The sequence below is a fragment of the Gordonia neofelifaecis NRRL B-59395 genome, assembly GCF_000192435.1.
In the GTDB taxonomy this organism is placed as follows: Bacteria; Actinomycetota; Actinomycetes; order Mycobacteriales; family Mycobacteriaceae; genus Gordonia; species Gordonia neofelifaecis.
In genome coordinates this window covers 20656-33536 of sequence record NZ_AEUD01000026.1, presented here as the reverse complement: position 1 = coordinate 33536, position 12881 = coordinate 20656, and the positions used below count along the sequence as shown (strand labels likewise).

At 69.4% G+C, this 12881-nt stretch carries 8 protein-coding genes and 1 pseudogene; 2 read left to right on the top strand and 7 right to left on the bottom strand.

The genetic code is table 11. The features are described 5' to 3' along the window. Nucleotides 1-46: 46 nt before the first annotated feature. Nucleotides 47-1108, bottom strand: coding sequence for a hypothetical protein (locus SCNU_RS19135; protein ID WP_009681067.1), 1062 nt, complete (start codon nt 1106-1108; stop codon nt 47-49). A 13-nt stretch (nt 1109-1121) separates the two neighbouring features. Then, a complete protein-coding gene (locus SCNU_RS19130) occupies nt 1122-2006 on the bottom strand; it encodes a LysR family transcriptional regulator (RefSeq protein ID WP_009681066.1) in 885 nt (294 codons plus the stop codon). Nucleotides 2007-2082: 76 nt separating this feature from the next. On the opposite strand from SCNU_RS19130, the gene SCNU_RS19125 reads away from it, so the two are divergent. Then, the gene (locus tag SCNU_RS19125; protein ID WP_040518933.1) at nt 2083-3324 is read left to right on the top strand and encodes an acetyl-CoA C-acetyltransferase; all 1242 of its coding nucleotides are present in this window, start codon (nt 2083-2085) and stop codon (nt 3322-3324) included. Further along, the gene (gene pcaD, locus SCNU_RS19120; RefSeq protein ID WP_009681064.1) at nt 3321-4091 is read left to right on the top strand and encodes a 3-oxoadipate enol-lactonase; all 771 of its coding nucleotides are present in this window, start codon (nt 3321-3323) and stop codon (nt 4089-4091) included. Before SCNU_RS19125 ends, pcaD begins: the two co-directional genes overlap by 4 nt. Before the next feature lie 52 nt (nt 4092-4143). Here the strand turns inward: pcaD and SCNU_RS19115 are convergent, their stop codons facing one another. From SCNU_RS19115 to benA, 5 genes and pseudogenes are all read right to left on the bottom strand, one after another. Further along, the gene (locus tag SCNU_RS19115; protein ID WP_009681063.1) at nt 4144-5244 is read right to left on the bottom strand and encodes a PLP-dependent cysteine synthase family protein; all 1101 of its coding nucleotides are present in this window, start codon (nt 5242-5244) and stop codon (nt 4144-4146) included. A 104-nt stretch (nt 5245-5348) separates the two neighbouring features. Beyond that, nucleotides 5349-7919: a LuxR C-terminal-related transcriptional regulator gene (locus SCNU_RS19110; protein ID WP_009681062.1), complete on the bottom strand. Its 2571-nt coding sequence runs from the start codon at nt 7917-7919 to the stop codon at nt 5349-5351. A gap of 164 nt (nt 7920-8083) precedes the next feature. Then, nucleotides 8084-10850, bottom strand: a pseudogene (benC, locus tag SCNU_RS21155) (benzoate 1,2-dioxygenase electron transfer component BenC). A 9-nt stretch (nt 10851-10859) separates the two neighbouring features. Further along, nucleotides 10860-11396: a benzoate 1,2-dioxygenase small subunit gene (benB, locus tag SCNU_RS19100; protein ID WP_009681061.1), complete on the bottom strand. Its 537-nt coding sequence runs from the start codon at nt 11394-11396 to the stop codon at nt 10860-10862. 45 nt (nt 11397-11441) lie between these two features. Next, nucleotides 11442-12872 carry a benzoate 1,2-dioxygenase large subunit gene (gene benA, locus SCNU_RS19095; protein WP_009681060.1) on the bottom strand — a complete coding sequence of 477 codons (1431 nt, stop codon included), beginning with the start codon at nt 12870-12872 and terminating at the stop codon, nt 11442-11444. Nucleotides 12873-12881 lie beyond the last annotated feature (9 nt).

Genomic DNA, 12881 nt, shown 5'->3' with positions numbered 1-12881 from the left:
GCTCTTCACGGCCATGTCGCCGAAACAACGTCCCTGGACATCACAACTAGGACGACCAGCCGGTGCCATCGCTCGTCTTCCAGATCTCCCATTCGGCGGCGGTCGTGGCGAGGACGTCGTTCAGCCACACCGTTCCGTCGGGCATCCAGCCCGCCATCATCGTCTGGTGGCGGTCGTCGACGTCGATGGCCTGGGTCGCTGTCGTCAAGTATCCGGCGATGGTGACGTGCACCGCGTCGTAGTTCTCCGCGACCGAGACCCAGTCGGGCATCAGCCACGGCCCGTCGGAGCCGGTCACTCGCCGCCAGTCGGGGCCGACGGTGTGAGTGATCTCGAACGGATGATCACGGCAGAGGCCGGCCCAGTCGGCGGGTTCGCAGATCTCCAGGATTCGGGCTTCGGCCGGTACCGGGCATCGGCGGATCCACACCTTCTCCCAGCCTCCGCAGTCTTCCATCAGGGTGATGCCCGTCGGTCTGCCGTTCTGGCGTCGGGCGGTCGTGTGTCCCGCCCACGGGGTGGACCACCAGAACCCGGAGACGTCGCTCGCTGCGCGGTTCTCGCGCCGCCCCTCGGCTTCGTCGGCCATCGCGACGGCGCGGCCGACGCGTAACGACTGTCCGATCGGCGCGGCCTCGATGGTCGGCTCGGCGTAGGCGATCAGGTGCTGATCGTCGACTGCGCAGGCCGACGACCACCACTCGCAGTGCGGCGACGCCGCGACCGCTTCCGCCAACGGTCGCAACAGTTCGACGATCTGCGGTAGGGCGGCGAGACGGACGAGTCCGTCTGGCGCCTGCCAGTACCAGGCGAAGTCGACGGACATCTGCAGGGCGGCGTGGAGCACGTCCGCGTCGACCTCACCGAAGCGGAGTGCGGCGAGTTCGACAGCGGCGTCGTCCGGGCTGCCAGTCGGGGGCTCAGCAAATCTCGTCATCACGCCGCCAGCGATGTGCCAGGTTCCGAAGGAGGCGTGGTCCTCGAAGGCGTTCGCGGCGAGATCGAAGGCCTGCGACAGGTCGACCGAACCCACGGCCTTGGCGTATGCGACCAGCAGTCGCCTTCCTCGGGGCGTGTTCAGCAGATCGTCGGCCGTCAGAGCGCGCATACCGGAGAGTCAATCACTCCGCAGCGATCCGCCGCAGCACCTGCAGCGCTTGTTCGACCACCGGCGCCGCCGGGTCGGGGATCCAGGCGGCGGCGAGGTCGATGCCGATCTCCGGCTGCACGGGCAGGTAGCGGACACCGGCGATGTCCAGGGCCGACGTCGGCTCGGGAACCACGGAGACGCCGAGACCGGCGGCGACCAGCGTCACGAGGGTCGAGGTCTCGGTCACCTCGTGCCGGATGCGCGGCGCGAAGCCCGCTTCGGCGCACATCCGGCTGACGAGGCCGTTGATCACCGAACGGCCGTGGCCCGCGTGCATCACGAACTCGTCGTCGCGCAGGTCGGTGATGTCGAGTTCGCGGCGCCCGGCGAGCGGGTGGCTGTCGGGCACGAGTGCGATGAGCCGGTCGTGGCGCACCGATTCGACGACGACGCGGGAACTGGTCACCGGCGGTCGCAGCAGGGCGAGCTGGATCTCGCCCGCCTCGAGCGCCGTCAGCTGATCCGGGGCGAGCATCTCGCCGCGCACACTGACGTCGACGCCGGGCAGCTCGTCCCGGAGGGCACGGACGAGGCGGGGGAAGAGGGAGTACGTCGCGGATCCGACGCAGCCGATGGAGAGCGTGCCCTCCAGCCCGTCGGCGACGCGCTGAGCCTGCTCGCCCGCGACGTCGACCGCGTCCAGGATCTCGCGGACCCGATCGAGGTATACGCGTCCCGCCGGAGTCAGCTCGACGCGGCGCGTCGACCGGGCCAGGAGTTCGACGCCCAACTCCTCCTCGAGTTGCCTGATCTGCGCCGACAGCGGCGGCTGCGCGATGTGGAGACGTTCCGCGGCTCGCCGGAAATGCAATTCCTCGGCGACGACGCGAAAATACCGCAGATGACGCAATTCCATGATTGATACCGTACAGATGTCACCGAGGGTGAAATCTGTACTTCACGGTATGGGTTCGGGTTTCTACGCTGGATCCATGCCTACCTCGACCAGTTCCCTGACCGGCGGCTCCGTCGTCATCTGTTCGCCTCTGCGCACGCCCGTCGGCCGTATGGGCGGGGCTCTGGCGAAGCTGACCGTAGACCGTCTCGCCACCGGACTGCTCGCCGAACTCGCGTCCCGCACCGGTCTCGGCGAGAACGACGTCGACGACGTGCTGCTGGGCCAGGGATATCCGAACGGCGAGTCGCCGGCTCTCGGGCGTGTCGCCGCGCTCGACGCCGGTCTGGGAGTCGGGGTACCGGGCATGCAGATGGACCGCCGCTGCGGCTCGGGGCTCCAGGCGATCCTCTCCGGGGCTGCGCACGTCGCGTCCGGCGGGGCGGACCTGGTGGTGGCCGGCGGCGCGGAGTCGATGTCGAACGTGGAGCACTACGCGCTCGGGCTGCGAACCGGAGTGGGTCAGGGCGGCGTCGAACTCCGCGATCGCCTCGATCGGGCACGACTGACCGCGGGCGGCGACTCGCACCCGGTGCCGGGCGGCATGATCGAGACGGCCGAGAACCTGCGTGCGCGCTACCGCCTCACGCGCGAGGCGCAGGATCGACTGTCCGCGGAATCGCACCGGCGCGCGCTCGAGGCCATCGACGCGGGCCGGTTCGCCGACGAGATCGTGGCGGTCACGGTACCCGGCGGTCGGAAGTCGCCGGATGCCGTCGTCGACCGCGACGAGCATCCGCGCCCCGGCACGACCACCGAATCGCTGGGCCGACTCCGCCCCGTCCGCCTCGCCGTCGACCCGGACTCGACCGTCACCGCGGGCAACGCCTCCGGCCAGAACGACGGTGCCGCGATGGCCGTCGTCACGACGCTCGCCGAAGCCGAGAAGCGGGGCCTCGACCCGATGCTCGCGATGCGGTCGTGGGCGGTCACCGGATGCGAACCGGATCAGATGGGCATCGGGCCGGTGGGGGCGACCGCGAAGGCCCTCGCCCGCGCGGGGCTCACCCTCGACGACATCGACCTCATCGAACTCAACGAGGCGTTCGCGGCTCAGGTGCTGGCGGTGCTGTCCGAATGGGGTGTGGACGCGGCCGACGAACGGCTGAACCCGAACGGCTCGGGCATCTCGCTCGGGCATCCGATCGGCGCCACGGGCGCGCGCCTGGTCGTCACCGCCGCGCACGAGGCACGACGACGGCAGGCGGGCAACGTCCTGGTCACCATGTGCATCGGCGGTGGGCAGGGCCTCGCGGGCGTCTTCGAGGCGATCCGATGAGCGCGGTCGACGTCCACGCCGTCGTCACCGGACGGTCGGACGGTCCTGCGGTGGTGCTGTCGAACTCACTCGGGTCGACGCACCGCATGTGGGACGCGCAGATCGCCGACCTGGAACAGCACTTCATGGTGGTCCGCTACGACACCCGCGGCCACGGACTCAGCCCCGTGCCCGACGGCCCGTACTCGATGGACGATCTCGCCGACGACGTGCTCGCCGTGCTCGACGGACTCGGCATCGAGCGCGCCCACTTCGTCGGACTCTCACTGGGCGGGATGACCGGCATGCGGCTCGCCGTCCGCGATCCCGCGCGGGTGAACCGCCTGGCGCTGCTGTGCACGGGTGCGAAGCTGGACAATGCGGCCTCGTACGCCGAGCGGGCCGTCGCGGTCCGGGCCGACGGCGTCGCGTCGGTCGCCGAGGCCGTGGTCGGACGATGGTTCACACCGGAGTACCTGGCCGCCGACGCCGACCGCAGGCACTACTACGAGACGATGGTCGCGAGCACACCGGCAGAGGGATACGCCGGGTGCTGCGAGGCGATCGCCGCGATGGATCAGCGAGCGGACCTGCCGCGCATCACCGCGCCGACACTGGCCGTCGCCGGGGCGGACGACACCGCGACCGGACCGTCGACGCTCGCCGAGATCGCCGGCGGTGTGCGCCACGGCCGACTCCTGGTGGTGCCCGACGCGGCGCACCTGGCGCCCGCACAACAGCCTGAGGTCGTGAATCCGGCGCTGATCGAGCACCTGCTGGCGGAGTAGGCGTCGAGCCGTCGCGTGCGTGAGACCGCGGTGACTCGAACGGACCGTCCCCTCAGAGGGAGAGTTCGCCGGTGCGCCAGAAGCGGTGCAGCGACGCGAGATACGGCTCGATGTCGAGACCGGCCTCGGCCAGCCACTCGTCCGAGTAGTACTTGTCGAGATACCGGTCGCCGGGGTCGCAGAGCAGCGCGACGACGCTGCCGTGTCGACCTTCCGCCAGCATCTGCTCGATGATCCGGTACGCGGCCCACAGCCCGGTGCCGGTGGACGCTCCGACCTTCCGTCCGGTCACGGTCTCCAGATGTCGCACGACGGCGACCGCTGCGGCGTCGGGCACCGACATCATCCGGTCGATGGCCGTCCTCATGAAGCTCGGTTCCACCCGCTGCCTGCCGATGCCCTCGATGCGCGAGCCGATGTCGGTGGTGACGGAGTCGTCGCCGTCGCGCCAGCCGGGGAAGAACGCCGAGTTCTCCGGATCGGCGACGCAGACTCCGGTGGACCGCCCGGTGTAGGCCAGATAGCGGGCGATCGTCGCGGACGTGCCGCCGGTGCCCGCAGTCGCGACGATCCATTCGGGGTCGGGATGCGGCTCCAGTGCCAACTGCTGGAAGATCGACTCCGCGATGTTGTTGTTGCCGCGCCAGTCAGTCGCACGCTCGGCGTACGTGAACTGGTCCATGTAGTGGCCGCCGGTCTCGCGCGCGAGGTCCTGCGCGACCTGGTAGACCAGGTCGGGCCGGTCCACCAGGTGACACTGACCGCCTTCGCGCTCGATGAGCTCGATCTTGTTCCGGCTGGTCCCCGCCGCGATGACCGCGATGAACGGAACTCCGATCATCCGCGCGAAGTACGCCTCGGACACCGCGGTGGAGCCGCTCGACGCCTCGATCACCGGGCGTCCCTGCTGGATCCAGCCGTTGCACAGGCCGTAGAGGAACAACGACCGCGCCAGCCGGTGCTTCAACGATCCGGTCGGATGCGTCGACTCGTCCTTCAGATACAGATCGATACCCCATGCGGGAGGCAACGGCAGAGCGACGAGATGTGTGTCTGCCGACCGGTTGGTCTCGGCCTTGATCTTGGCGACGGCCTCGGCCACCCAGCGACGACGACCGCCGTCGTACCGGTTGAGGTCGATCTCCGCGGACATCGTCATTTCGCCTCCCGCGCTGCGTGCTGAGCTCATGCCTGATCCTCCCATTTCGGCGACACGGGTCCGTGCTGATTTCGGAGAGCAGCGCGGGCTGAGTCGGGTCATCGTCTCAGCGCCGTCAGCTCCGACCGCGACCGCACGCCGAGTTTCGCGTAGATCCGAGTCAGGTGGTACTGCACCGTCTTCGGCGAGATGTACAGTTCCGCGGCGACCTCCCGGTTGGTGAGTCCGGAGGTGACGAGCGCGGTCACCGATTCCTCCTGGGGCGTCAGCTCGAAGGAACTCCGGTCGTTTCGCAGCGCGTGCAGGCCGCCGGCCTTCAGCTCCCGATCGCAGCGTTCGACGTAGGCTGTCGCGCCCAGCGATCGGTAGATGTCGCGGGCATTGCCCATCACGGTGTCGGCGGCTCGGCGCTTGCCCGCCCGGCGCAGCGTCTGACCGTAGGCGAAATTGACGCGCGCCTGGTCGTGGCGGAGCAGGAGCCCGTCGAGCAGCTCGAGCGCCTCCTCGAATTTCCGGCGGGCGGAGACGATGTCGCCGATCGCGCCGAGATGCCGGCCTCGGGCGTAGCGGAGCCGCGCACCGGCGGATCGGTGCCCGCGTTCGTCGGCGCGCGCCTCGTGGGGTCGGAGGAGAGCATCGGCGTCGTCGTGCCGGCCGTCGAGCACGAGCGCGTTGGCGAGGACGTCGACCCACGGCCACCAGCCGGGTTCGGTGAGTGCGGGCGTGTCCGGGGCCAGCATGCGCAGCGGGGAGAGAATGCGGGTGACCTTGTTGTAGTCGGCGGCGGCCTCGGCGATCTGCGCGCGGGCGAGCAGTAGGGGGATCTGCATGATCTCGTAGTCGCCGGCGAGCCTCGACGAGTGCGTCACGGCGTCCTCGGCCGCGGTCGGGTCGCCTCTCAGACAATGAATCTGGGCAGCGGTCCAGTCGGCGAGCGGAGTGGCGAGGGTGATCCCGCTCGCGGCGCCGACCCGATTCGACTGCGCCACCGTCTCCAGCGCGGTGTCCCAGTCCCCGGTGACGAACTGCAGGCGGGCGAGCCATCCGAGGGCCCACAGCGTGATGCGCTTCGATCCGCCGAGGTCGACCATCGACACCGCGGTCTCCAGACTGGCACGGGCGGTGTCGACGTGGTCGAGGCCGAGTTGCAGCCACCCGTGTCCGACGGCCACACGTTGTGCCTGCGCCCCGAATCTGACGTCGCGCAACAGGTCGTCGTAGGAGGTGACGGCCTCGTCGACCCGACCCGCCCACGCCTGGCCGAGACCGCGGATCACTGCGGCCTCGACCCCGGCGGGCGACGTGGTGCCCGCCATGTCGACGGCACGGTCGGCCCAGCCGACCAGCCGTTCGCCCTGGCAGCGGACCAGGCAGTGCAGCACGTAGCGCTGCGCGATGAGGGCGGCGATGTCCGGTTCGCGCTCGAAGCTGACGATGCCCCACGCCCGGTCGAGCCGGATCCTCGCCTCGGCCGAGCGGCCGCGGAGAATCGCGAGATAGGCGAGGGTGGCGTTGCGAAGCGGCGTCTCGCGGAGGCTCTCCACGGTCGGCACCATCGATGCCGCAGTGAGGCAGTCGCCGTCGGCGAGAAGCGAATCCACCGAGCGGGTCACCCGCTCCGCGTGCCGCAGCGGCTCCTCGGTCAGACGGCCGGCCTCCCGGTACAGCTCGGCGGCTTCGGCCCATTCGCCGGCCGAGCCGCGGGCGTCGGCGAGCTCGGCGATCTCGTCCGCGAGGTTCGGGTCGGGGATCGGCGTGGCGGCGACGCGGTGGTGCAGGCTGCGCGCCGGATCGTCGACCAGTTCGGCCGCTCGCTCGTGCATGAGACCGGCGCGCCGCGGTCCGATCACCTCGACGATCGCCGCTCGGACCACGGGGCTCGCCGGGGCCAGAGCGGACGCCGCCGGACCCACGGCGGCAGGTGGCCGGACGAGCCCGGTGCCGACCGCCTCGTCGACGGCGGCCAGGACGTCGTTCACGCCGGCGAGCCGGACCGCCGCGCCCAGCGACTCGGGCGCGTTGAGGACGGCGATCGCCTCGATCAGTGAGCGCGTCTCCGGGCGGCACTCGGCGAGGCCGGCCCGGACCTCGGCGACCACCCGTCGGGGTGCGGGCAGCGATGCGTCCGCCCGCGACCAGAGCCGGTCGGGCAGTTCGTCGAGGAGTTCGACGATCTCCCGCGGCCGGCCCGCCGTGTGCCGGGTCAGTTCGTCGATGAGCGACGGATGCACGGCGCGGCCTCGTCGCAGGGCGATCTCGGCGACCGCGCTCCGGTCGAGGCCCGGCAGGCGCATGGTGTCGGGCAGCAGGTCGGCGATCGCGGACGTCGCGGCGTCAGCGGTGAGAACCGTCGACACCGGTGCGTCGGGACGGGCGTCCGCGAGCTCGTGCAGGCGATGCAGCGTGTTCGGGTCCGACCGGTCGGCGTCGTCGATCAGCAGGACCGCGGGTGCGCCGTCGAAGAGCGACGCCGGGTCGTGCTCGGCTCCGCCGGCGACCCGGACGCCGCGACCGCGCAGAGTCTCGGACAGGCGGCGGAGCACGGTCGACTTTCCGCCGCCCGACGGCGCGGTGATCAGGATGAACTCGGGTCCTTCGGCACCGACGATCCGGCCGGTGAGCTCCGACAGTTCGCTCTCCCGGCCGACGCAGGCGGCGTCGATGATCATGGTCTCCGAGGGTATTCCTGTCAGGCGCGGATCGGGGTGGGCCGCACTCGGTTGGTTGAGCAGTCCGGAGCGAGGCGGAGCGCGTGTCGAGACCTCGCGCCATGCGCTGGTATCGAGTCCGCTGGGGTTTACTCGCTTCGCCGGCTTCACCGGCGGGCCGCCGGTCACCCCTGGTCGCCGCCGGCGACGGGTAGCACCGATCCGGTGATGTACGAGGCCTCGTCGGAGGCGAGGAAACAGATCGCGGCGGCCTGCTCATCGAGGGTTCCGTACCTGTTCATCAGCGACGATTCGACGGTCTGGTCGATATGCGCCTGGAACCATTCCTGCTCGGTCTCGTCGGCGGGCGCCGGTGTTCCCCGTGAAACACGGCGCGGCGGGGCCTCGGTCCCGCCGGGCGCGGTCGCGACGACGCGGACGCCGGCCGGTGCGTACTCCATCGCCAACGAGGCGGTGATCGCATTGATCCCGCCCTTGGCGGCCGAGTACGGAATGCGGTGGATGCCGCGGGTGGCGGCGGACGAGACGTTCACGATCACACCGCCGCCGTGCTCGGTCATCGTCGGCAGAACTGCGCGGCAGGCGTACAGCGTCGTCATCAACGATCGGTCGATCTCGGCGCGGATCTCGCCGTCGGTGAACTCGGTGAAGGGTTTGAAGTTGATCGCGCCGCCGACGTTGTTGATCAGCACGTCGACGCGGCCGTACGCGGCGAGCGCACGCTTCACGACCTCCGTCGCACCGTCGTACGACTCCAGATCGGCGTTCACCGCGATCGCGCCCGGACCGTCGACGGCGAGGTCGGCGGCGACCGCCCGTGCGTACTCGGAACGGTCGGCGACCACGACGCGACCGCCCTCGGCGCTGATCCGTCGGGCGGCGGCCTCGCCGATGCCCTGGCCGGCGCCGGTGACGATCACGACCTTGCTCGCGAATCGACCGGGCGTCACGAACTTCGGTTTGCGCGAGGCGGATTCGTCGGCCATCGCCCGGCGCATGGTCTGCTTCGACCGTTCGCCGTGCGCGGCGATCAAGGCGCGAGCGGTGTCCCGATCGCCGGACTCGAACGCGGTGACGATGTCCATGTGGTCCTGGGTGCACAGCGGGTGGCACCAGGTGGCGTTCAGGAGCACTTCGCTCATCCGGCCCTTGACCCCGAGCGCGGTGTACGCCTCAAGCAGATGGGTGTTGCCGGTGACGTGGAACAGATAGTCGTGGAACGCAGCGTTGGTGGTCGTGTACTCGGCCGGGTCGACGAACCGATCGCCGTCGACGTACGGCAGCGTGGCCTCGGCCAACAGGCGATAGCCCGCCAGCTGCTGCGACGACATCCGGCCGATCATCAACTCGACCGCGCCGAGCTCCAGAGCCGCACGCGCCTCGAACAGAGCGTCGGACTCGTGGATCTCGGGATGCTCCTCGCCGATCTCGTATCCCTGTGAACCGACGGTCGGAATCTCCTCGGCCACAACGGGTTCGACAGCGGGGTCGACGGTCGGCGCAATCGTCTCCGGTTCCGCGAGCGGCGCCCGGAACACCTCCTGCCCGGCGATCGACCGGGTCGCGGACGCCTCCAGTGCACCGGCGTCGGGGTCGAGCAGGCGGTCAGCGCCCGTCGCGGGCCAGATCCGCTGCGAGCCGATCCTGGCGAGTGCGTCGTCGTCCGCGGCGGGGGCGAGTCCCGGCCAGGCGTCCAGCTGGTGCGGTGGCAGCATCTGCTGTCCGGCAATGGATCTGGCGTCCAGAGTCGGCACGATCGCCAGATCGACCGCGTCGGCGGTCACGCTGTCCGCCGAGGGGGCCTCATCGGGCGCCGACGCGGCGGTCGTGCCCGGTGCGACGGCCAGCGCGAACTTCTCGTAGTAGAAGCCGGTCGGCTCGATGCCGGTGTCCGCGAAGTGCTTCCGCACCGATTCGACCATCGGTGGCGGGCCGCACAGGTAGGTCGGGCGTCGTCGCGTAGGCACCGCGCGAACATCTATCGCGCGGCCGGTTCATGTTGAGCGTCGTGACGTAGCCCTGATTGACGGCCGTGGTGTCGGGGGAGGAGACGCAGTGATCCCAGGTGAATCCCGGTACCGCGGACTGCATTTGCGCGAGGGTGTCGAGCTCCACCAGGTCGTCGTCGGTGGAGACGCCGTAGATGAGGTGGACCCGACGGGCGCTGCCGTCGTGCCGCAGCTTGCGGAGGATGGAGAGGATCGGGGCGAGCCCGGTGCCGCCGGCGAGCAGCAGCACCGGACGGATCGACTCGCGGAGGAAGAACGAGCCGTGCGGTCCGCTGAAGTCGAGTGCGTCGCCGACCTCCGCTCGGTCCGTGAGGTAGGTCGACATCGCTCCGCCCGGGGTGAGCTTCACCAGGAATTCGAGGCGCTCCTCGTGCGGGCCGTTCGCGAACGAGTACGACCGGTGCACGCAGGCTCCGGTGCCGTCGTCGGTGTCGGGCACGTCGATGTTGACGTACTGGCCCGGGAGGAACGCCAGCTCGGAGCGGTTCGGGATCTCCACCGACAGTCGAACAGTGGTGGGCGACAACCGATCCAGTCCGACCACCGTTCCGTTGAACACAGCAGCCTGCGTCTTGGCGATGTCGGAGGTCGCGGCGATCTGCAGCACCAGGTCCGACCGTGGCTTCATGCAGCACGGGAGCGCGTATCCTTCGGCGGATTCGGCGGGGGAGAGCGCGTCGTCGATGTAGGTGCCGCCGTCGTAGTCGCCCGATTCGCACAGCGCCTTGCAGGTGCCACAGGCACCGTCGCGGCAGTCGAGCGGGATGTTGATCCGCTGGCGATACGAGGCGTCGGCGACGGTCTGGTCCTCGCGGCAGTCGATGAACTTGGTGACGCCGTCCTCGAAGGCGAGGGCGACCCGGTGCGCGGGCGCCTCCCCGACGTTCGTCGACGCGGTGGCGCGGTCGGAAGTGACAGTCATGGCGGGCCCCTAGAAGTGATAGACGTCCACCACGTGGTGGATGTAGTCGTTCTTGAGGACCACCGTCTTGCGACGGATCAGCGGTGCCTCACCGGAGAAGTCGATCGTGTAGAACGACGTCCCGTAATACGGGTCGACGGTGTGGTAGCGGAAGTACATGGTGTGCCAGTTGAACCGGACGTCCACGAGGTCGCCCCGACGCTCGATCACCTCCACGTTGTTGATGTTGTGACTGGTCCGCGGCTCCGGCAGCGAGGTGGCCGACGACCGCTCGGTACGGATGCGGAACACGCGGTCCTCGAGCCCGCCCTTGTTGCCGTAATAGATCAGCGAGATCTCGCGCTGCGGATCCTCGGTGAGCCGATCGTCGTCGTCCCACGACGGCATCCAGTAGACGACGTCGTCGGCGTAGCACTCGAGCCACTTCTCGAACTCGCGGTCGTCGAGGTACCTGGCTTCGCGGTAGAGGAACTGCTCGATGGCGTTCTGGGTGATGAGCTTGCGTCCGTCGGTGACGGGTCCGGGGGTGGTCGCGGGGGTGGTCATGATCCTGTCCGATCTCGAGGAGGTGGCTGGGCGGTGCGAGGGTCGTCAGCCCGCGGTCGTCTCGCTTGCGGCCTCGGCGTCTTCGGCGTCGACGGCGCGGCGCATCGTCTCGAGCCAGTAGCCGTGCTGCACGGGGTAGAGGCCCTCGTCCTCGTTCTTGAGACCCGCGGAGATCACGTTCGGCATGTTCAGCGCGGTGGCGACCTCATCGGGACCGGTGAGCCAGTGCTCGGATCCGCGGCTCATGTCGTTCCACGGCGCGGCGGTGGCCCGGAAGGTCAGCTGGCACGACCGGAACTCTTCGAGGTCATCCGGGGTCGCCATGCCGGAGGCATTGAAGAAGTCCTCGTACTGACGGATGCGGTGGGCGCGGGCGGCGTCGCTCTCACCCTTCGGCGCGATGCAGTAGATGGTGACCTCGGTCTTGTCCGGCGCGATGGGCCGGAAGTGCCGGATCTGCGTTGAGAACTGATCCATCAGGTAGACGTTGGGGTAGAGGCAGAGATTGCGTGATCCCTTCACCATGAACTCGCCCTTGGCGTCGCCGAACTGCGCCTTGAGCTCGTCCATCTTGTCCCAGAGCGGGCGGTCCTGCGGGTTGGCCGCCCAGGTCCAGAGGCAGAGGTGTCCGTTCGGGTACGACCAGTAGCCGCCGCCCGACTTGCCCCAGCCGCCGGCGTCGAGCACCTTCGCGTCGTTCTTGGACTCGCCGGTGCTGCGCCGTGACGTGGTGGCCGCGTAGTTCCAGTGGGTCGCGGTCACGTGATAGCCGTCGGCGCCGTTCTCCGCCTGGACCTTCCAGTTGCCGTCGAAGGTGTACGTGGACGCGCCGCGCAGCACCTCGAGACCCTCGGGCGACTGGTCGACGAGCATGTCGATCACCTGGCGAGTGTCACCGAGGTGCTCGTCGAGCGGCAGGACGTCGGGGTTGAGGCTGCCGAAGAGGAAGCCGCGGTAGCTCTCGAACCGCGCGACCTCGGTGAGATTGTGCGACCCCTCGCTGTCGAAGGTGGCCGGGTATCCCGCGCCCTCGGGGTCCTTGACCTTCAACAGGGTGCCGTCGTTGCGGAACGTCCATCCGTGGAACGGGCAGGTCAGCGTCATGCGATTGTCGGTCTTGCGGCGGCAGATCATCGCGCCCCGATGCGCACAGGCGTTGATGAGGCAGTTCAGTTCGCCGTCCCGACCACGCGTGATGACGATGGGCTGACGGCCGATGTAGGTCGTGAAGTAGTCGCCGGGCTTCGCCACCTGACTCTCGTGCGCCAGGTAGATCCAATTGCCTTCGAAGATGTGTCGCATCTCCAGCTCGAAGACGTCCTCGTCGGTGAAGATGCGGCGATTGGCGCGGAAGACGCCCGCCTCGCGGTCGTCGATGACCGCGTTGTCCAGCACCGTGCGCACGTGCTGGTGCGTGTCGGCGGTGATCGCCGTTCCGGGAATCGATGCGCCGGGGCGAGAGCTGATCGCAGTCATGGTCGGAAC